Origin of the sequence: Micromonospora coriariae (assembly GCF_900091455.1) — a bacterium.
GTDB classification, from domain to species: Bacteria; Actinomycetota; Actinomycetes; order Mycobacteriales; family Micromonosporaceae; genus Micromonospora; species Micromonospora coriariae.
Genome location: NZ_LT607412.1, coordinates 1,458,838 through 1,478,401, shown reverse-complemented (window position 1 = coordinate 1,478,401; position 19,564 = coordinate 1,458,838). Strand labels below are relative to the sequence as shown.

Genomic DNA, 19,564 nt, shown 5'->3' with positions numbered 1-19,564 from the left:
CCCGGCTCAGCCGGTCAGGGCGTCGCCGACCGCCTCGACCAGGTCGTCGCGGGCCCGGGCGACCCGGGACCGGATGGTGCCCACCGGCACCCCCTCCACGGCGGCGGCCTCGGCGTACGACAGGCCGAGCAGTTGCGTGAGCACGAACGCGGCCCGCCGCTCGGCGCTCAACCGGCGGACCAGGTCGGCGGCGCCGAGCTGCCCGGCCGGGTCCGGGTGCGGCCGGTCGGTGTACGCGTTCGCGGCCAGCCGCTCGTCGAGCCGACGTCGGCGGATCACCGTGCGCAGGTGGTCGGCGCAGGTCCGCCGGGCGATGCCGAGCAGCCAGGTACGGGCGCTGGAGCGACCCTCGAACGCTGGCAGCGCCCGGAACGCCCGCAGGTACGTCTCCTGCGTCAGATCGTCGGCGCTGTCCGGGTCCACCAGGGCGGCGACGAAGCGCCACACCTCCACCTGGGTCAGCCGCACGAACGCGGCCTGAGCGGTCGGGTCTCCGTCGCGCGCGGTCAACGCCCACTCGGTGGCCGGATCCCGGCCGCCGCCATCGACCGAGTCGGCCGGACCGGCGGCACCGGTGTCACGCGGGACGGGGATCACGACAAACCAGGTTACGCGGCGCCCGGCGCACCGGCAGAGCCCTTCGGCGCCTGGATGTTCTGCGCCACGCCGGGAACTTTTCCCCGCCCCGGGTCGACTACCCCGTCATGACTTGCGACCACGTACGCGCGGCGCTGTCGGCGCGCCTGGACGGGGAGGACCCGCAGGCGTCCCCGGCGGCGCTGGACGCCCACACCGCGACCTGCGCCGGCTGCCGGGCCTGGCTGGCCAGCGCCGAGCAGGTGACCCGGCTGGTCCGGGTGCAGCCGGTGGAGGTGCCCGACCTCACCGCGGCGGTGCTGGCCGCGGTCGCCGCCGATTCCGCCCATCGGAACCCGGCCGCCATCCGGCGGGCCCGCCGACAGGTGCTGCGGATCGCGGTGGCGGTGGCCGCGGTGGCGCAGTTGGCCATCGCGCTGCCGATCCTCCTCGCTGGGCTGGGCGTCTCGGTGGACCCGCACACCAGCCGGGAGATGGCCTCGTTCGACGTGGCCCTGGCGGTCGGTTTCGCGCTGGCCGCCTGGCGACCTGAGCGGGCCCGGGCCTTCCTGCCGGTGGCCCTGGTGCTGGCGGTCTGCCTGGCCGGCACCAGTGTGGTGGACATCGCCAACTCGACCACCGCGCTGGTGCACGAGGTCGGCCACCTCGCCGCAGTGGTCCAGGCGGGGCTGCTCTGGGCGCTGGGCCGCAGCGGCGAAGAGGATCGGCCGCTCACGCCGACGCTGGCGACAGGGCGCGGGTGAGCCGCCCGACCGACTCGGGTCGCCGGGATCCCCTCCGGTCGGCGAGCATGGCGGGCATGACTGTCGCCCCCCGCCGTTGGCTCGCCCGACTGGCCGCCACCGCCGGCCTCCTGGTCACCGTCGTCGCCCTGCTGATCGCACCGGCCACCCCGGCCAGCGCACACGCCGTGCTGCAGAGCAGCAGCCCGGCCGCCTCGTCGGTGGTGCCGAGCGGGCCGGCCGAGGTGGTCCTCACGTTCAGCGAGTCGGTACGCAAGGTTCCCGGCAAGATCCGCGTCATCGCGCCGGACGGCTCCCGGGCCGACCGGGGTGAGCCGAGCTTCGACGACGCCGCCGTGACCATCCCGGTCGATCCGGCCGGCGAGCGCGGCACCTACCTGGTCAGCTTCCGGGTGATCTCCGCCGACAGCCACCCGGTCTCCGGCGCGTTCACCTACTCGGTCGGCGCGCCCTCGACACCGCCGGTCGACTCCGGCGACGACAGCCGGGCCAACCCGGTGGTGGGCAACGCGGTGAAGGTCGCCCGTTTCCTCGGGTACGCCGGCCTGGTGCTGCTGGTCGGGCCGGCGCTGGTGCTCGCCGCGCTGTGGCCACGCCGGCTGCCACGGAGGGGACCGGCGCGGCTGGCCTGGACCGGCCTCGGTGTCGTGGCCGTCGCCACCCTCGCCGACCTGTGGCTGCAGGTGCCCTACACCGCTGGCGGCGGCATCTTCGAGGTGACCGGCGAGGGGTTCGGCAGCGTGTTCGGCAGCGCCTTCGGCGCCGCGCACCTGGTCCGGCTCGGTCTGCTGGCGGCCGCGGCGTTCCTGCTCCGGCCGCTGCTGACCCGACCGTCCGGGCGCACCGACGCGATCATCCTGGCCGTGCTCGGCGGGGCGGCCCTGCTGACCTGGCCGCTGGCCGGGCACCCGGCGGCGTCCCCGGCCCCGGCGGTCTCCGTGGTGGTCGACGCGGTCCACCTGGGCAGCATGGCCGTCTGGCTGGGCGGCCTGTTGATGCTCGCGGGCTTCCTGCTACGCCAGGCCGACGAGCGGGAGTTGGGCGCGATCCTGCCGATCTGGTCGCGCTGGGCGGCGCTGGCCGTCTCGGCGTTGCTGCTGGCCGGCACCGTCCAGGCGCTGATCGAGGTGGCCACCTTCGACGCCCTGGTCAACACCACGTACGGGCGGCTGCTGCTGGCCAAGATCGGGCTGTTCGCGTTGGTGATCGCCGTGGCCGCGTACTCCCGGCAGCTGGTGCGCCGGCGGACCGCGGCGCAGCGGCCCGTGCCGGTGCGCCGGGCGGTCCTGGTGGAGCTGGTCGTCACCGTGGTGGTGCTGGGCCTGTCCGCGACGCTTGTGCAGACCACGCCCGCGCGGACCGCCGTGGCCGAGTCGTCCGGCACCCAGGCCGGTCTCTTCTCCACCACCCTGTCCAGCCCGCTCTTCTCGCTCCAGGTCGAGCTGGACCCGGCCGAGCGGGGCAACAACTCGATGCACCTGTACGCGTACGGCAAGGACGACAACCAGCCGCTGCCGGTCGTGGAGTGGCGGGCGACCGCCGCGCTGCCCTCGGCCGGTATCGAACCGATCGAGGTCCCGTTGCTGCCGCTGACGGACAACCACGCCTACGGCGACGTCAGCCTGCCGGCGGCCGGCGACTGGCAATTGAAGATCACCGCTCGCACGTCCGACATCGACCAGGCGACGGTGACCGCCACCGTGCCCATCCGTTAGAGAGGCTCCCGAAACCCATGACCCGTCTCCGGCGTACCGCAACCGCCGCCACCGCCCTGGCATTCACCGCCGTCGCGACCGCCGTGCTCGGCTTCGCCGGGCCGGCCTCCGCCCACGTCACGGTGAACCCGACGGAGGCGACCCAGGGCGGCTACGCCCGGGTGGCGTTCCGCGTGCCCAACGAGAGCGACACCGCGTCGACCACCAAGGTGGAGGTCGTGCTGCCGGAGAACGCCCCGGTCGGCTCGGTGTCGACCATGCCGGTGCCCGGCTGGACGGTGGCCATGGAGAAGCGCAAGGTCGACCCGCCGATCGAGGTGCACGGCAGCCCGATCACCGAGGCGGTCGCCAAGCTCACCTGGACGGCCACCGGTGACGCGGGTGTGAAGCCGGGCCAGTTCCAGGAGTTCCCGGTCTCGATGGGTCCGCTCCCGCAGGTCGACTCGATGGTCTTCAAGACCCTGCAGACCTACTCGGACGGCAATGTGTCGCGCTGGATCGACGAGCCCGCGGCGGGCGGCGAGGAGCCGGAGCACCCGGCGCCGGTGCTCACCCTGGCCGCCGCCGCGCCGTCGGGGTCGGCCGCGCCCGCCACGTCCGCCAACGCCGCCGCCGCGCCGGCCGACGATGACGACGACGAGGGCGAGGGCACCGCGGTCGGCCTCGGCATCGCCGGTCTGGTCGCCGGCATCGCCGGTCTGGTGCTGGGCGGGCTGGCGTTCGCCCGCACCCGCCGGGAGCCGGCCGCCAGGTCCTGACCCCACCGCGCACCCGCTGGCCCGCCGGAAGATCCGGCGGGCCAGCGTGCTTTCCGCGACCGGGAACGACCGTGCTGCGGATATCCCCTGATCAGGCGGGGCACGTCGGTAAGGTCGGCCGGGTATCTGGCTACGGAGGGGGACGGTGCGAATGCGTTTCGTGCGGGGGATCGCCGGAGTGCTGCTGTTGGTGATCGGAATTCCGGTGCTGTTCGCCGGTGGCGCGCTCTGGCTCGTGACCCGGCACGCCGACCCCGGTGGGACCTTCGCCGCCCGGTTCGAGACGGTCCGCACGCCCGGCCATGCGGTCGTCGTCACCGACCTCGACCGGCTGCTGCGCCAGGAGGCGCCGTTCGCGCGTACCGCGCAGACCCGGCTGCGGGTGGACGCCCGCACGCCGGACGGCCCGGCCTTCGTGGGGCTGGCGCCCACCGCCGAGGTACGCCGCTGGCTGGAGCCGGTGCCGCACGCCTCGGTCCGGCGGGTGGCGCTCGCGCGGGGTCCGCTGCCCGTCCGGCTCGACCCGGCCGGCCCGGCCGCCGACGCTCCGACCGCCACCGGGGCGGTCACCCCGCTCGGTCGCCCGTTCTGGGTGCGCGAGGGGATCGGCTCGCTGGAGTGGAGTGCGGACGACCTGGCCGGTGAGCCGATGAGCCTGGTGGTGATGCGGCCGGACGGCGCCGGCGACCTGGCCCTGGACCTGCGCGCCGAGTTGCGGGCCGGCTGGACCACCCCGGCCACCTGGGGGCTGCTGGCGGTGGGCGTGCTGCTGGTGGTCGGAGCGGCTGTGCTCCTGCTGCGCCCGCCGCGCCCGCGCGAGGTGGTCTTCGTGGTCGAGCCGGACCAGGTGCCCGTGCTCGCCGGCCGGCTCGGGGTCAGCTCGTTGACTGGACTGGGCGCCCCGTCCGTCGGGGACGCCCCGGTGGCACGGTCGCTGCCGGCCGGGCGGCAACTCACCCCTGTCGGTTCCGCACCGGGTGAGCGGCCCAGGTCAGCGATCGGCGCCGAACCGGCCCGGGCGAGCACCCTCGCCGATCTGGAGGCGCCGGCCCGGCTGCCCCGTCCACCCGAGGTGGCGTTGAGTCTGGCCTGGCCGCCGGCCACTCCGGGGCCGACGGCCCCGCCGGTGACGGTGGACGAAACGGCGAGTGGCCCTCCGCGCTGCCGACGCGGAGGGCCACCCTCACCGGGGGATCGGTGCTACCCGAGCGACGCTTGAGGTAGATGAGACCAGATTAACGCCGATGGTCGCTACTGGGGAGATCTGTCCATTTGGTGCGACTTTTTCTCAAGGTGGCGTGAGCGCACCGGCAGGGTCACCAGCAGCAGCAGGCTGAGCAGCACGTAGCTGTTCTGCAGGACGAAGTCCACCGGATCATGCGTGCGGACCGCTGCCGTGCCCCACTTCTGGAACGTCACCACCCCGTAGACGATCACCGCGGTGGTGCCCAGCGCGAGTGCGGCCAACCACAGACGCCGACGTACCTCGTCCGCGCGGTCGGCGCTCAACGCCGCGTCCGCGAGCAGCACCACCGCCGGCATGAACCAGTAGATGTGATGGGTCCAGGTGATCGGGCTGACCAGGGCCCCCACCAACCCGGTCAACGTCAGCCCCGTCAGCGCGTCACCGGCACGCGCCGCGCGGGCTGCCCGCCACAGCCCGTAGGCGGCGACCACGGCGACCACCAGCAGCCAGAGCAGTCGGTCCGGCTTCTCCGGTGCGGTGAACCGGCTGAGCAGGCCGAACAGCGACTGGTTGCCGACGTAGTCGGTGCGCCCCACCCGGTCGTTGTCCCACAGCTCCTGGGTCCAGAACCGCCACGAGTCACTCGGGGCGATGGCCGCCGCCAGCAGGGTCGCCGCCGCCGCGGTCGCGCTCGCCACCACCGCGGCCCGCCACCGGCGGGCGGCCAGCAGGTACACGATGAAGATGCCCGGGAAGAGCTTGAGCGCCGTCGCCAGCCCGATGCCGACCCCGGCCCAGCGCCGCGCCTGCGGCACCGCGAACAGCAGGTCGGCCAGGATCAGCACGACCAGCAGCATGTTGATCTGCCCGAAGGTGATCGTCTCGCGGGTGCTCTCCACCGCCAGCACCAGCAGCACGGCGACGGTCAGGGTGAACGTCCGGGGCAGGTTGTGCCGGGCGATCACCGGCAGCACCAGCCACCGCGTGGTCACCACCACGGCCAGCACGGTGAGCACCGTGAAGATCGCCACGGTGACGCCGAGACGGAGCAGCCCGAACGGCCAGAGCAGCAGCGCGCTGAACGGCGGGTAGGTGAAGTACAGCTCACCCTGCACCCGGTCCGGCTGGACATAGTCGTAGAGCGGGTTCCCGGCCGTCCACCAGTCCATCGCGGACATGTAAATCTTGAGGTCGAAGAAGTTGTGCACCAGACCGGGCAGGTAGAGCGCCGGCAGCACGGCGATCAGCGCCACCACCGCGACGAGCCGACGGACCGTACGGCCGCCGGGATCGTCGTCGGTGACGGCGGGCGGTGCGACGGGTTCGGCTGGCACTCCGAAACCCTAGCGGGCTGCTCCGTCGAGAGCGCGCAGCCGCGGGTCGTGGGCGGCGCGTAGGCTGTCCCGGTGGCTGATCTCCTCGTCTGGATCGACTGTGAGATGACCGGTTTGGACCTCGGCAGGGACAAGCTGATCGAGGTTGCGGCACTGGTCACCGATCCTGACCTCAACGTGCTGGGTGATGGCGTCGACGTGGTGATCCACGCCGATGAGGCCGCGCTGGATGCGATGCCGGAGATCGTCCGGACGATGCACGCCAAGTCCGGCCTCACCGAGGAGGTGCGCCGCTCGCCGGTGACCCTGGCCGAGGCCGAGGACCGGGTGCTGGAGTACGTCAGCAGCTTCGTCAAGGATCCGCGTACCGCGCCGCTGTGTGGCAACTCGATCGCCACCGACCGGGGCTTCATCGCCCGGGACATGCCCCGCCTCGACGCGCACCTGCACTACCGGATGATCGACGTGTCGTCGATCAAGGAGTTGTGCCGCCGCTGGTACCCGCGGGTGTACTTCGGCCAGCCGCAGAAGGGCCTGGCGCACCGCGCGCTGGCCGACATCCGGGAGAGCATCCGGGAGTTGGAGTACTACCGGCGCACCGTCTTCGTGCCGCTGCCCGGCCCGGACGTGGAGACCGCCAAGGGAATCGCCGCCGAACTCTGACCCGCCCTGAAGGAAGGGCACCTTCTTAACGCCTGGTGTATAGGAAGGGGCCCTTCCTAACACTTGATGGGGGTTGGCAGGTGTCGCCAGGGCGAGCCAGGAACCCGCTGGACGGGGTCGGCCGCGGTGTGGCTATTATTGGTCCGCACCCCGCCCGGAGCGATCGACCGGGCGACGGCGGCATGGTGGCTGTAGCTCAGTTGGCAGAGCACCGGGTTGTGGTCCCGGTTGTCGTGGGTTCAATTCCCATCAGTCACCCAGCAGTGGATCTCAGGCCCCCTCCGACGAGGGGGCCTGAGCCGTTTGTGGGAGTGCAGACGGAACGAAAAGCCCCCTCCGTCACGGAGGGGGCTTTCGTCGTTTCGGCCGCCTCAGGCGGTGGGCGTGGGCGTCGGGGTGCCGGCGTCCGGGGTCGGCGAGGTGTCCGGGTCGGCGGGCGGCTCGTACGGCAGGGCGCTGCCCTTGACGTACTCGTCCCAGCTCATGTTCCAGTCGGTCCAGCCGTTGCCGTTCTGGAGCTTGCGCTCGGTGCCCTTCACAGTGATCGGGTCGCCGATCCGGGTGTTCTTGAACAGCCAGTCACCGTTGGCCATGGACACGTTCACGCAGCCGTGTGAGACGTTCACACTGCCCTGCTGGCCCTCGGACCAGGGAGCGGCGTGGATGAACTCCCCACCCCAGGTGAGCCGCTGCGCGAAGTCAATCTTGGTGCGGTAGCCCTCCTCGGGGCCCAGCTCCTCCATGGTGTCGAAGACCGTCTTGCGCAGCTTCTCGATCACCACCATGGTGCCGCTGGACGACGGGGTGCTCTTCTTGCCCAGGCTGACCGGGATGGTCTTCACCACGGAGCCGTTCCGCGTCACCGTCATCCGCTTGGTCTTGTTGTCCACCGTCATGATCAGCGACGGCCCGATCTTCACGTCCACGGTCAGGTCGGCCCGGCCGTACCAGCCGTCACCCAGCGGCAGGCCGCCGGCCTGCACCCGGTAGGAGACCTTGCTGTTGGCCTTCCAGAACACCTTCGGCCGGTACCGGATCTCGGTGGGGCTGACCCAGTGCCAGATGCCCTCCTGGGCCGGCGTCGAGGTCACCGTCATCCGGCGCTGCACGTCGTCACGGTAGTCCTCGTCGATGGCCCGGCTGAACTTCACGATCAGCGGCATCCCGACCCCGACCACCTGGTTGTCGCCGAGGAAGCTGCTCACCCGCACCTGCTTGCCCGGCTTGGCCATGGTCGTGAAGGTGCTGGTCGCGGTGGCCGGACGGCCATCATCACCGGTGGCGGTCACCGTGGCGGTGTAGCTCGTGCCGTACTCCAGTGCCCCTGCCGGCAGCCACGTCTTGCCGTCGGCGGCGAGGGTGCCCTCGACCGCCTTGCCGGCCGCGTCCTTGAGCTCGACGGCGGTCTCGACGGCGTCCTTCGTGGTGAAGGTGATGCCGGTGGATGCTGGCACGTCCTTGGCGTCGGCCGCCGGTTCGCTGATGGTCGCCGCCGCCTTCGGCGCCGGACTCTCGCTACCGCCCTGCCACGAGGACGGCTTACCGCCGTCACTGTCCGTGCAGGCGGAGGTGAAGGCCAGCGCTACGGCAAGAAGCCCCGCCGCGAACACGCGGCGTCGCCCACCGGGCCGGATCAGCTGGTCCTGGCTAGCTCGCATGATTCCCTCACAGTCGTGGTCCCTGACCCATCGTCTCCTACTGACGCACCAGGACTGGTCCTGGTTGCCGAGGGTGAACCGGAACACGCCGACGATGATGCCGGAATTTTGTTAAAATCCGGCGATTCGTGAGTCTGGCTCGTCTCCGTGCCGGGACTGAAGGGTCGCCGCGGGCGCCGTCGCGCCGCGGGCAGTGCAAAGAGTACGCGCCGGCCCGTACGGTCGCACGGGCCGGCGTGGGGCGCCGGACGGCTCAGAGCGCCGGGCCGGACCCGCCCGCGGGCACCGGCAGAGCGCTGCCCTTGACGAACTCCGACCAGCTCAGGCTCCATGCCGTCCAGCCGTTGCCGGCGGCGAGCCTGCGCTCGGTGCCCTTCACCGTGATCGGGTCACCGATCCGGGTCTTGCTGAACAGCCACCGGGCGTTCGCCATCGACACGTTGACGCAGCCGTGCGAGACGTTCTGCCGCCCCTGGACGTGCTCCGACCAGGGAGCGGCGTGGATGTACTCGCCACCCCAGGTGAGCCGCTGAGCGAAGTCGATCTCGGTGACGTAGCGGTTGGCCGGGTCCGGGTCGTCGCGGGTGTCGAAGGTCGTGGACTCCTTCTTCTCCATCACCACCATCGTGCCGCTGGAGGACGGGGTGCTCCTCTTGCCCAGGCTCACCGGCACGGTGCGGACCAGCGCGCCGTTCTCGTACACCGACATCTTCTTGGTGGCGTTGTCGACCTTCATCACGAACGACCGGCCGATCTTGGCGGTGGCCTTGCGATCGACGTCGCCGTAGCGGCCGTTGCTCAACGGCACGCCGGCCAGCGCGATCCGTACGGTGATGGTGGTGCCCGGTTGCCAGTACTCCTTCGCCCGGTAGTAGGCCTGCGTGCCGTTGTCGACCCAGTGCCACGCGCCCGGCTGCGGCGGGTCGGTGCGGACGAACATCCGCTTCTGCACGGCCGCCCGGTCCTTCTTCGGGATGCCCGGGTGGAACTCGGTGACCACCGGCATGGCCACCCCGTAGCTCTTGTCGTCGAAGAGGTACAGGCCGGATCCGATGGTCGACCTGGGCTTGGCCATCGTGGTGAAGCTGCTGGTGCCCTGGCTGCTCGTCCCGTCGGCCCCGGTCGCCGTCACCGTGGCGGTGTACTTGGTGCCGTACTTCAGCGGGGCGGACGGCACCCAGGCGGAGCCATCGGTGCGTAGCTTGCCCGCGACCGCGCCACCGCTGGCGGCCGTCAGGGTGACAGTGGAGACCTTCGCGCCGTCCGGGAGCTTCGCGCTGATCTCCGTACTCACCGGTTTGTTCTTCGTGCCGTCGCCAGGGCTCAGCGTGAGCGCGGGCCCGCTCGGCGCGGCCGGCGCCGTCGGCTCCGCCGTGCCAGGCTCGGCGCTCGCGCTCGGCCCGGTCCCGCCGACGAATTCCGGGTTCTTCTGCTCGTCGCCGCACCCGGTCAGTGCAAGCGACGCCACCAGGGTCAGAGCGCCCACCACCGCCCCGGCTCGCGTGAACCGTGCCATCCCCACCTCTGTTCTCGCGTACCTGGCGGACATCGTGCCGTATCACGGCGGCGGCGCACGCCCCCGTCGCGGGCGTGCTGGTCGATTTGACCCCTTCTGCCCGGTAAGCTCGACCGAAGGGGGGACCCGGGCAACCGGATTGGAGCCCGGCTCGGCGGGGTGCTAATGTTCTCTCCGTTGCCGACGAGCGCCGCTAGCTCAACTGGCAGAGCAGCGGACTCTTAATCCGCGGGTTCGGGGTTCGAGTCCCTGGCGGCGCACCAGCAATAATCTGGGCATTCACCCTCACGGGTGGGTGCCCAGATGTCGTTTCGGGGTGAGCGACAGCAACGCCGACAGCAACAGTGTCATCCGTCAGCACCATCACCCGTCTCAGGTTCAGCGAGCGCCGCGTCCATGTGTCCTGGGGCCTCCTGCTGCATCGCCGGCATGACGTGCCCGTAGATGTTCATGGTCACCGCAATCTGAGAATGGCCGAGGATGTCCATGACGACTCGTGGCGACACGCCTGCCGCCAGCAGCAGCATCGCGCACGTGTGGTCATGAAAGCGGATTGGCCGCACACCGGCCCGGACGATCGACCTGCCAAAGGCCGTGTTCAGGTTGCGCGGTTCGACGTGGCGACCCGTGGCGGTCGTGAATACCGGACCCGTCTCCTGCCACTGCCCATCGGCGACGGCGTGCTCACGGACCGCCCAGCATGAACATCCTGCTGGTTGACGGGTGGCTGCGCCTGATCCCCTACCTGCCGCTGGTCGACGCAGCTGACTCGCCTGTCTACGAGTACGAGTTCGACCCGGAAGAGCCGACACCCCTGATCCGCAAGTACCTCGCAGCAATTGAACAACTGTGGACAGGCTCCGAGGACGTCGACCTGGACGAGTTGGGCAAGGAACTCATCGCCTGACTCCATCAGCCGCTGGGGCTCGCCTGACCGGGGACCGAGGACAGAGCGCCTACCATCAGGGCCGTGGACAAGGTGCAGCTACGGCGACTTCCGGTGACGACGCCTCCAATCCCTCCCGGCGGTGGACGAGTCCAGTCCCCGGCCGGAGAACTGGCCCAGCTCGTCAACGGCGACAGCTACCAGTTCCTTGCCTATCTGGAGTTCCGGCCAGACGCCACGAAGCCTCGCGGCAACCACTACCACGCGCACAAGACAGAGACGCTGTACCTGATCAGCGGGCGGGTCCGGGCGGTCTATCACGACCTGGACTCCGGCGAGCGAGCGAGGATGACGCTTGAGCCCGGAGACCTGGTCACGGTGCAGCCGCGGTGCGCGCACGTCTACTACGCGCTGGAACACTCGCAAGCCGTGGAGCTGGCCAACCGACCGTACGACCCGGCCGACACGCACCCCTATGAGGTGACGGAGACGGTCTAGCGGCCGGCTGCCGGCGATGTCGGGTCTCAGGACCTGCGTGACACTTAGGCCTAGACGATCTCCTTGCTGGGCGCGACCTCGCACCTGGCGCGGTTCGGATTCGGGACCGAGAGACGGCAATCGGTTGGCACTAGCCATCGAGCGGCTGTCTACGCCACTCCTGGCCGGGGGTGTCGAACTCCAGGCCGTTTTCGTCGAGTGCGTTGTAGATCGTGAGCTGCCCCTCGGTCAAGGTGAAGCCAACGGCGAGAATGCCGTCTGCCATGCTGCCGCCTATCCACTCCAGCAGCTGCGCGTGATCAAGCCGCTGGCCACAGAGCGCAGCCAGCTCTGGCAGCGGCTCGGAACGCCAGGCAAGCGGGAAGCCATCGGAGGTTGGCCACTCGACAGGCTCCGCGGGGTTGATGCTGTTGAAGGTGACCGACAGATCGTCCGTCTTCTGGTGGTTGATCTCGACCTGCTCGTCATCGAAGGCCAGCAGCACGGGGCAGTCGGGGAACCACTCGTCAGCGCCGAGGTCCCAGACCAGCCAAACGTGACGCAGAGTCTGACCGCTGAGGGCGGCCAGGCGGTGGCCGTGCGCGGCGGCGATGGCGTTGCGGTCCTGCAACCAGTGCGGCTGGTAGCCCGAGATACCGAAGTCGAACACGGGGTGATTGTGCCGGCAGAACGTCTCTTCGGGCACGCGCGTTAGCACTGCCCCGGCATCTCTGCTCCGCAGCGCAGAAGGTGTCACGCAGGTTCTGATACCGATCTGTCACACAGGTCCCGAGACCGGACAGCCGGCTGCCGGCGGAGTGGACGCTCCTATTTCCGTCAAGCGGTTGGGGTGAACCGGTCCTCCGTGGGTGAGTAGATGAGCAGGGGGTGCTCCGGACCGTTCTCTGGCGTCAGGCGCACCGGTTTTCCGAGCTGGTGTCCGAGGCTGCGCATGAAGCGACAGAGGAGGTCCAGCTGGTGCTGGCCCTGTAGCTCCGTGCGGTCGAAGTCGAACTCGATCTCGTCATCGCTGAAGAAGTGCGTGTTGACCAGCATGTTGGGCGCTGGCCAGATGTGCATGGTGACAGTCGCCTCGGAGCGGCGGAGAGCGAAAATGTCGGCGGCCTGCTGCGGTAGTGGCTGGGACTGCCCTTCGACCGTGTAGTCGAACCGCCATCCCTGGGATTTCACGAGGTCGATCACCCGCTGCCAGTCGGTCTCGTTGGCGTCGAGGACGTAGGCGTCCAGCAACGAGCCGTCGGGCTCGAACCAATCGGCGACATCGTCCCAGGCCACATCGTGCATCCGGACATGATGGCCCTTGCTGGGGCTTCAGGCATTCTCAATTCGGGGGAGCAGGTGCGAGCAGTCGGTAGGCATCTCGGGTGATGTAGCGCTTGAGGCCTCGCGTAATCTCGGTTTTGGTCTTGCCCTCGGCGGTGCGGCGGGTGACGTAGTCCTTGGTGGGTTGGTGGCAGCGCATGCCGACGACGGTGATGCGCCAGAGGGCGCGGTTGGCTTCGCGGTCGCCGCCACGGTGTAGGCGGTGGCGGTCGGTGCGTCCCGAGCTGGCCGGGATGGGGGCGACGCCGCAGAGCCGGGCGAAAGCCGCTTCGGAGTGCAATCGGTGAGGGTTGTCGCCGGCCGTGACGAGGAGTTGCCCAGCGGTGTCGACTCCGACGCCGGGCAGCGCGACCAGGTCCGGCGCGGCGGCGGTGACGAGGGCGGTCAGGTGGCTGTCGAGGTCGTCGATCTCGGCCTGGAGGGCGAGCCAGCGTCGGGCGAGGCTGCGCAGCGGGAGCTCGGTGGCGGTCGCTGGTTCAGACACCGTGCCAGGCCTCAGAGCGGCGCAGACGCGGATGCGCTTCTTGCCGGCCAGCCCGCGCACCAGCTGTTTCACCGGATCGGGTGCCGAGACGACGAGCGATTCGACTTGACCTCCGGCCTGAATCCGCGCCTTCATCGCTCCGCGGCGGGCGACGCGCAGAGCCCGGATCATCTCGACCCGGGCGTGACGAGTCTTCGGGTGCGGCCAGCTCGGCCCGACAGGAGCGCCCGAGCGGCCGACTCGGCGTCGATGGTGTCAGTCTTGCCGATCCGGCGGCGGGTGGAGCGGTCCGGGCGGTCAACAGCGGCCGAGTTAGCCAGGACTGGGGGTGCATCGGGTGTAGGGAACGTTGCCTAGATCGGGGAAACCGCCCAGGTCAGAGATGGCGGTGTCACCTGCCTGTGTGTAGGTGAGGGTGAAGAGGACCGGCATTGGCGCTGGGCAGGGCATGAGCACGTCGAACGTGATCGTCAACCACGTGATGGCGCCGGGTGGGAGTGGGTGCGGGGTCTTGGCGTCCACGTACGACAACTGACCGCAGCTTCCCCATGCGCTCGTCGTTGCTCGCAGCCCGCCCAACGGAAGGACCGGTTCGATCCGGTCAAGCGTCGCGGTGGTGGCTGATCGATTGACAATCTCAACGCCCAGTTGCAACCTGTCGCCGAGCTGAGCCGAACACCGGTTGCCGGTCCAGGTCACCGGTTGTGCCTCGGCCGTCACAACCGAGGCGGTTGTCGGCGCGTGCGGGCCGGGTCTGGCGCTGTGGGCTTGGGTCTCGGCGCGTCGGATGCCGGCGAGGTATCCCGTGATGGCCCCGATGACGAGCGCGACAGCGATGGGACCGGCGATTCCCCGTCCCCGCCACCATGGCAGGGGTGGCCTACGAGGCCCGATCTCGATGACGTCCATCTCGTTGTCGCAAGATTGAGATCCGCTAGTGATGGCACCGACCTCCGGTCTGGTTGGTCCATCGGCATTGACGCCCTTCATGCACCCAACATATGACGGACAGCCAGACCGCGTGGGCCGGAAGCAGCCAACCGAGCAGCCAAGGCTGCAAGTCGTGGCGGACACTGGCGGACGTCAGAAGAACTTCGACAAGGACCGGGGGCACGCCGACAAGCAGGCTGCGGCGGACTCGTAATCCATGGGTCGTGGCGACAGCAACGGCGACAGCAACCGAGGCGCGTTGCACCAGCCACAGACGGGGATCGGCCGTCACGGCAGGCGAGGCGACATGGCGACGGCCATCGCTCGGTGTGTGCCTCTTAATCCGCGGGTTCGGGGTTCGAGTCCCTGGCGGCGCACCAGCAATCAAGGCTCTGGCCTGGTGGTCTCCCACCTGGCCAGAGCCTTTTTCGTGGCGTCGCGACGGCGGCTGCTCCGGAGCGGGTTACGACTGTGCGGACCGGGTGTGGTGGAGGCCGGGTTCCAGCGTCTCGTCGGTGTGGCACCGCGGAGCGTGGGCTGTGTAGAGCAGGGACAGCTGATGGTGAAACTGGCGCCGTTCGTCCTCGCTGAGGGAAGCGAGGAAGTTGTCCTCGGTCCGGCGCACTGCCTTGAGGGCTTCGGACAGTGCGGTGTGGCCGTCTGCGGTGACGCTGATGACCTGTCTGCGGCGGTCGCTGGGGCTGCGGTCGCGCCGGACGTATCCGTTGCGCTCGAGGTCGTCGATGACCGCGACCATCGTGGTGCGGTCGAGGCCCGTCTGCCGGCACAGGTCGCGCTGGGATACCTCCCCGTCCTGAACGAAGGCCAGTACCCGCAGGTCTCGGCCGCGTAGGCGGTAAGGCTGGAGCACCTGTTCCATCCTGACGCTGGCGAGGTTGGCCAACTTCAGCAGGAGGTATCCGGTAGTGGAGGAGATGGCTTCGGACGTGAGCACTCTCGTAGCTTAGTCATCCGCATGGCTGATTATCAGCTATGCTGACGATTGGCCGGCCGGCCCTGCTTTGGAGCCCGCATGAAGACGCGCGTCATCCTCACCATCGTCGGCGCGATCACCGCAACGCCCGCACTTGCCTTGTTCTGGCCGCGACTACTGGCGAGCAGTTATGGATTGTCCGATCCCGACCCCATGACAACCGCGCTGCTCCAGCACCGGGGTGTGCTGCAGTTGGCTCTTGGCGCGGCCATCATCTGGGGAGCCTTCTTCCTGCCGGTCAGAGTGCCGGCGGCGGCAACCGCCGTCATCACCAAGACAGCGTTTCTCGCCCTGACCGTCGTCGACGTCAGGATGCGAGCTGACATGAACCTCATCTCGCTGGTGTTCGATCCGCTCGCCATCGTCATCCTGGGCGTCGTGATCGTCCTTCACTTCCGCGAATCACCGCGCACCCCTGCACCAGCCTGAGATCCGGCGGTCACGACCAGGCCCCGCCGCAGGGGCTCACGACGACGTCTGCGTCGCGGCAACCCGGCTCGGGCAGGAGCGGCAACGCGCGGGAGCGGCGACACCGGCACGGGCTGTGGTCTTCACGTGCGGTGCGCTGTCATCCTCGTCCGAGTCAGTTCACCGTAGCCAGCGGACGCGCTCTTCAACTCCGGCGATCGCTCCCCGCCACCCGCCGCTGAACCGCCCAGCCTGGAGGGACGCGAGTTGGCGACGGGCGCCCCAGCCGGCGACCGGCCTGTCAACGACACGAAACAGGTCATCGAGGTAGTCCAGGGGCGAACCCACGGCCAGCTGCTTGAGCACATCGCCGAGCTCGAACGCCTCCGAGACCTCCCGGATGAGGTCCCGGTTGGCGATGAACAACGTCGGGACCCACTGCGCCGGCGGAAACCTCAGGCTGTACGTGATGAGGTCGAAGTCGAAGCTGTGTTCGTCGTCAGGCTCCGTCGGGGTGCTGCCCATACCGTCCAGGAAACTGTCCCACCCCGCGATGGTGGCCAGTTCGTGGGCTTCGGTCCGGGCCAGATACGTACGCATGGACTCCGCGGATCTGAACAGGAGCAGGCGACTCTGGGCGCCGAGGAATGCCGCATCGGTCTGTTGGTCGTCGAGGTGCGCGCGAAGCGTGTAGCCCCTTTCGCCGGATCGAAGTGTGATGGCAATCGGGTGAATAGTTGGACGCGGGTTCGTTGAGGTGTCGAACCCGCTTCCCGCCTCGAATCTCGGGTGCGTCCACTGTGCTCTGGGATTCTCGCGTTCGCGGGTCTCGCGTTCCCGGGCCTGACGTTCGCGGGCATCACGTTCGCGGTTCTGGCGCTCGCGGGTGTCGCGCTCGCGGTCCTGGCGTTCCCGGGTCTGACGCTCGCGGTCCTGATGGGCGCGGGTGTGGACGGCTGTCAGATGCTTGTACGCCGCGTTGATCTGCTGCATCTGCCGGGTGACTTCCTCCCGGACCTGCGCGGGGCTCGACTGGTGCCTGTCCGGATGCCAGATCTGCGCGAGTACGAGGTAGCGCTCCCGAATCTCCGTGACCGTCGAATCCCGTGTCACGCCGAGAAGCGCGTACGGATCCTGGCCGTCAGGGAACATGATATCCACCGGATCTTATGAACTCGGGGCGCGTGCCTGGTGATCTTAACAGCGAATATCGATACATACGCCCCCTGCCCGGCCCGGCCGTCCCAGGTGAACCTCAGGCACTGAGGTGTCGGCGGATGTCCCGAGCCAGGGCTGCCTGCGCCTCCTCGTCGATCGGGAGGACGCCGTTCTCGGCCATGAGGGAGTGGAACTGCTGCTGCTGGTAGGGCACGCCCGGTGGTAGCGGCGCGAGGTGCCAGTGCAGGTGCGCTTGCCCTGTTGGCTACGTCAAATGCTGTCTTTGCCGGCTGGCCCTTGACCTGGGCAACCTAAAACCCGGCGCCAGGTACCAGGAAGGCCTCGCAGGACCACCGGACCGTGCCTGCGCACCGGATAGGTTCGCGCGTGGTGGGTAGACGGCGCCCGTGCCCGCGAACCAGGAGCCGACAGCCGACGTCGACCCGGCGCGGCACGGGCGGTCGTGGGCCGGCCGGACGGTCGATCGCCTGCCGGAGCGGGGGCAGCATCTGGTACGCGCCCGCGCCTGGCGGTTACGCCTGTTCGGCCTGCTCGCCGTGCAGGCCGGCTTCGCCGCGGCGATCGCCTGGTTCGTGGGGTACCAGTTCCTGGACAATCCCTCCCCGGTCCTGGCACCGACCACCGCGGTCGGCATCGTGGCCGCCGCGATGGGAACACGGCTGCGGCGCACGATCGAGCTGCTGGTCGGGGTGATCCTCGGACTCGCGGTCGGTGACACGCTCATGCCGCTCTTCGGCATCGGGCCCTGGCAGACCGGCGCGGTCGTCGTGCTGGCGATCATCGTCGCCATCCTGCTCAAGGGCGGTGGTTCACTGCTCACCCAGGCCGGCGGTACCGCGGTGCTCATCGCCACCCTGGAGCCGCCGGTGCGTGAACTGTCCATCCCCCGCTTCGTGGACGCCTCGGTCGGGGGCCTGGTCGGGCTGGCCGTTGGTCTGCTGGTGGTGCCCATCCACCCGCAACGGACGGTGCAGCGGCTGGCTGAACCCGTCCTTGGTCCGGGGATCGCCGCCATGCACGACCTGGCTGTCGCGCTACGCGCCCGTGATCTTGAGCAGGCCCAGCGGAGCCTACGCCAGTTGCGCGACCTCGACCCCCGGCTGAACGCGCTGGAGGACGGGCTCGCCGCTGCCCAGGAGGTGGTGCGATTAGCGCCGTTACGCTGGCGCGACCGCACTTCTCTGGCCTTCTATACCAATGCCGTGCGGCACCTGGAGCGCAGCCTGAACGGTTGCCGATCCATCGCGCGGCGACTCACGACAGCACTCAAGGACGATGAACCCATACCTGAGGAACTGCCCGCGGCCATCGACCTGCTGGCCGACAGCGTGCAGAGCCTGAGGTGCACGATTCGCGCCGGCGAGAAGCCCCACGAAGCGCGCGAGCAGGTTTTGGCGGCCGTCGAGTTGGTCGGACGGGCGCAGGGAGTCCCGGACCCCACCAGCCCGCACACCCACCGGTTGGCCTACTCCGGGCTGATCGCCGTGGGTGAGTTTCGGGCAGTCGCGCACGACCTGCTCATCGCCAGCGGGATGGACACCGACGAAGCGGCAGCGCTGGTAAGGCGAGCGGTCGACAGGGACGAGCCGGACTAAACGCCAGGGATCGCGTCGAACAGCAGCCCGGCGGGCGGCGCGTGGCGACCCTCCTTGACGTGCGAGTAGTCGCGCGCCTCCGCCACGAGCCCAGCCTCGTCGAAGCGCAGCAACGTGCAGCCGGAGATGGTCGTCGGTTGACCCTTGACGTAGATCACCGCCCAGTACTCCACGGCCGCCGCGTCACCGTCGACCTGCGGCTCGGCGAACCACACCTCGGCGGGGCGGGTCTCCTCGGCGAAGCACTCCTTGAGGTAGGTCCGAAGCCCGGAACGCCCGCGGTACGGGCGGAACATCGAGGCCCAGTGGTCGCCGTCCTCGCTCTGCAGGGCGGCGATCGCCTCGACGTCCCGAGCCGGCCAGGCTTCGGTCCAGGTCCGTGCCCACCGCTGGGCCAACTCCCGAGTGTCCACGAACGTCTCCTCCGCCAACCGGTATCCGATGTCACCGCAGTGGTATCAGGGACCACCGACAGACACGCGGCCTACTCCTGAGCCGCCAGCCAGGACTCCCATGCCGTGGCATCGGCGAAGTCGAGCACGTCCACGTCCACGTCACGCCGGCTTCCGGGACGAGAGGACGTCGAGGTAGTGCGGATTGTTCATGACGCCCAGCACGTTGCCGAACGGATCGACCACCGCGGCCGTGACGAACCCCTCGTCCCCGTGCGGTGTGATCGGCTGGTACTCCGTCGCGCCCATCGCCAGCAGCCGATCGACGGTGGCGTGCAGGTCGTCGACGTGCCAGTGCATGACGGCGCCGCCGGGCCCGTTCGTGCCGGGCGGCGCGTACCTGCGGTCGATGATGCCCAGCTCCGCCTGGTAGTCGCCGATGCGGAACTCGGTGTAGGCGGGGCGTCCGTCCGGGCCGGAGCGCAGGAAGTAGGCCTCGATGCCCAGAAATTCCGCGTACCAGGCCGTCGCCGCTGCCACGTCGTCCGCCCAGATGTTGATTGTGGCGAATCCTCGCAGGCTCATCAGCTGTCCCCTCGTCGATGGGTTCTGTGGCCACGCTATCGACGATTGCGGAAGCTGCTGTTCCTCAATGACGACACAGGCGAAATGTGTGCCACACCGTTTTCCCGGGTAGGCGCCGCC

The 19,564-nt window shown here is 69.5% G+C and carries 21 protein-coding genes and 2 tRNA genes; 11 read left to right on the top strand and 12 right to left on the bottom strand.

Annotated elements, in window-relative coordinates; translation table 11 throughout:
- Window positions 1-6: 6 nt before the first annotated feature.
- Window positions 7-597 carry a sigma-70 family RNA polymerase sigma factor gene (locus tag GA0070607_RS06860; RefSeq protein WP_089017423.1) on the bottom strand — a complete coding sequence of 197 codons (591 nt, stop codon included), beginning with the start codon at window positions 595-597 and terminating at the stop codon, window positions 7-9.
- A 107-nt stretch (window positions 598-704) separates the two neighbouring features.
- Here GA0070607_RS06860 and GA0070607_RS06855 point away from each other — a divergent pair, with 107 nt between their 5' ends.
- The 4 genes from GA0070607_RS06855 to GA0070607_RS34075 all read left to right on the top strand — a co-directional run bounded on the left by GA0070607_RS06855 (window position 705) and on the right by GA0070607_RS34075 (window position 5,032).
- The gene (locus tag GA0070607_RS06855; protein WP_089017422.1) at window positions 705-1,340 is read left to right on the top strand and encodes a zf-HC2 domain-containing protein; all 636 of its coding nucleotides are present in this window, start codon (window positions 705-707) and stop codon (window positions 1,338-1,340) included.
- 47 nt (window positions 1,341-1,387) lie between these two features.
- The gene (locus GA0070607_RS06850) at window positions 1,388-3,055 is read left to right on the top strand and encodes a copper resistance CopC/CopD family protein (protein WP_089017421.1); all 1,668 of its coding nucleotides are present in this window, start codon (window positions 1,388-1,390) and stop codon (window positions 3,053-3,055) included.
- A gap of 17 nt (window positions 3,056-3,072) precedes the next feature.
- Window positions 3,073-3,813, top strand: coding sequence for a YcnI family copper-binding membrane protein (locus tag GA0070607_RS06845; RefSeq protein ID WP_089017420.1), 741 nt, complete (start codon window positions 3,073-3,075; stop codon window positions 3,811-3,813).
- Between the two features lie 151 nt (window positions 3,814-3,964).
- Complete coding sequence (locus GA0070607_RS34075; protein WP_408630896.1) at window positions 3,965-5,032, top strand: hypothetical protein; 1,068 nt, start codon at window positions 3,965-3,967, stop codon at window positions 5,030-5,032.
- Between the two features lie 32 nt (window positions 5,033-5,064).
- Here the strand turns inward: GA0070607_RS34075 and GA0070607_RS06835 are convergent, their stop codons facing one another.
- A complete protein-coding gene (locus tag GA0070607_RS06835) occupies window positions 5,065-6,333 on the bottom strand; it encodes a glycosyltransferase 87 family protein (protein ID WP_089017419.1) in 1,269 nt (422 codons plus the stop codon).
- 72 nt (window positions 6,334-6,405) lie between these two features.
- Between GA0070607_RS06835 and orn the strand changes: the two genes are divergently transcribed.
- Together orn and GA0070607_RS06825 are read left to right on the top strand one after the other, a co-directional pair.
- A complete protein-coding gene (gene orn, locus GA0070607_RS06830; protein WP_089017418.1) occupies window positions 6,406-6,996 on the top strand; it encodes an oligoribonuclease in 591 nt (196 codons plus the stop codon).
- A gap of 185 nt (window positions 6,997-7,181) precedes the next feature.
- Window positions 7,182-7,254 (top strand) — tRNA-His (locus GA0070607_RS06825).
- 113 nt (window positions 7,255-7,367) lie between these two features.
- Here the strand turns inward: GA0070607_RS06825 and GA0070607_RS06820 are convergent.
- Window positions 7,368-8,654 carry a L,D-transpeptidase gene (locus tag GA0070607_RS06820; protein WP_089017417.1) on the bottom strand — a complete coding sequence of 429 codons (1,287 nt, stop codon included), beginning with the start codon at window positions 8,652-8,654 and terminating at the stop codon, window positions 7,368-7,370.
- Between the two features lie 253 nt (window positions 8,655-8,907).
- Entirely contained in the window at window positions 8,908-10,170 is a 1,263-nt protein-coding gene (locus GA0070607_RS06815) for a L,D-transpeptidase (protein ID WP_089017416.1), read from the bottom strand.
- A 187-nt stretch (window positions 10,171-10,357) separates the two neighbouring features.
- On the opposite strand from GA0070607_RS06815, the gene GA0070607_RS06810 reads away from it, so the two are divergent.
- Window positions 10,358-10,433, top strand: a tRNA-Lys gene (locus tag GA0070607_RS06810).
- An 84-nt stretch (window positions 10,434-10,517) separates the two neighbouring features.
- Here the strand turns inward: GA0070607_RS06810 and GA0070607_RS33755 are convergent.
- The gene (locus tag GA0070607_RS33755; RefSeq protein WP_269458431.1) at window positions 10,518-10,934 is read right to left on the bottom strand and encodes a tyrosine-type recombinase/integrase; all 417 of its coding nucleotides are present in this window, start codon (window positions 10,932-10,934) and stop codon (window positions 10,518-10,520) included.
- Between GA0070607_RS33755 and GA0070607_RS33210 the strand changes: the two genes are divergently transcribed.
- A complete protein-coding gene (locus GA0070607_RS33210; RefSeq protein WP_231931241.1) occupies window positions 10,871-11,077 on the top strand; it encodes a hypothetical protein in 207 nt (68 codons plus the stop codon). The two genes, GA0070607_RS33755 and GA0070607_RS33210, sit on opposite strands and share 64 nt — an antisense overlap.
- Window positions 11,078-11,140: 63 nt before the next feature.
- Entirely contained in the window at window positions 11,141-11,554 is a 414-nt protein-coding gene (locus GA0070607_RS06800) for a cupin domain-containing protein (RefSeq protein ID WP_089017414.1), read from the top strand.
- A 130-nt stretch (window positions 11,555-11,684) separates the two neighbouring features.
- Here the strand turns inward: GA0070607_RS06800 and GA0070607_RS06795 are convergent, their stop codons facing one another.
- The 4 genes from GA0070607_RS06795 to GA0070607_RS06780 form a co-directional block, all read right to left on the bottom strand.
- On the bottom strand, window positions 11,685-12,203 hold the full coding sequence (locus tag GA0070607_RS06795) for a hypothetical protein (protein WP_089017413.1): 519 nt from the start codon (window positions 12,201-12,203) through the stop codon (window positions 11,685-11,687).
- A gap of 167 nt (window positions 12,204-12,370) precedes the next feature.
- Window positions 12,371-12,838 (bottom strand): hypothetical protein, encoded by a 468-nt coding sequence (locus GA0070607_RS06790; protein WP_157743094.1) that lies wholly within the window; start codon window positions 12,836-12,838, stop codon window positions 12,371-12,373.
- Between the two features lie 37 nt (window positions 12,839-12,875).
- The gene (locus tag GA0070607_RS06785) at window positions 12,876-13,496 is read right to left on the bottom strand and encodes a transposase (RefSeq protein WP_157743093.1); all 621 of its coding nucleotides are present in this window, start codon (window positions 13,494-13,496) and stop codon (window positions 12,876-12,878) included.
- Between the two features lie 1,258 nt (window positions 13,497-14,754).
- Complete coding sequence (locus GA0070607_RS06780) at window positions 14,755-15,246, bottom strand: MarR family winged helix-turn-helix transcriptional regulator (RefSeq protein WP_089017410.1); 492 nt, start codon at window positions 15,244-15,246, stop codon at window positions 14,755-14,757.
- A 78-nt stretch (window positions 15,247-15,324) separates the two neighbouring features.
- Here GA0070607_RS06780 and GA0070607_RS06775 point away from each other — a divergent pair, with 78 nt between their 5' ends.
- A complete protein-coding gene (locus GA0070607_RS06775; RefSeq protein ID WP_089017409.1) occupies window positions 15,325-15,714 on the top strand; it encodes a hypothetical protein in 390 nt (129 codons plus the stop codon).
- A gap of 159 nt (window positions 15,715-15,873) precedes the next feature.
- On the opposite strand, the gene GA0070607_RS06770 is transcribed toward GA0070607_RS06775, so the two are convergent.
- Window positions 15,874-16,845 carry a J domain-containing protein gene (locus GA0070607_RS06770; protein ID WP_231931114.1) on the bottom strand — a complete coding sequence of 324 codons (972 nt, stop codon included), beginning with the start codon at window positions 16,843-16,845 and terminating at the stop codon, window positions 15,874-15,876.
- A gap of 413 nt (window positions 16,846-17,258) precedes the next feature.
- Here GA0070607_RS06770 and GA0070607_RS06765 point away from each other — a divergent pair, with 413 nt between their 5' ends.
- Window positions 17,259-18,467, top strand: coding sequence for an FUSC family protein (locus GA0070607_RS06765; RefSeq protein WP_089017407.1), 1,209 nt, complete (start codon window positions 17,259-17,261; stop codon window positions 18,465-18,467).
- Here GA0070607_RS06765 and GA0070607_RS06760 read toward each other — a convergent pair.
- Window positions 18,464-18,880, bottom strand: a complete 417-nt coding sequence (locus GA0070607_RS06760; protein ID WP_157743092.1) for a nuclear transport factor 2 family protein — start codon at window positions 18,878-18,880, stop codon at window positions 18,464-18,466. The genes GA0070607_RS06765 and GA0070607_RS06760 overlap by 4 nt on opposite strands.
- A gap of 141 nt (window positions 18,881-19,021) precedes the next feature.
- The gene (locus GA0070607_RS06755) at window positions 19,022-19,444 is read right to left on the bottom strand and encodes a VOC family protein (protein ID WP_089017405.1); all 423 of its coding nucleotides are present in this window, start codon (window positions 19,442-19,444) and stop codon (window positions 19,022-19,024) included.
- Window positions 19,445-19,564: the final 120 nt, after the last annotated feature.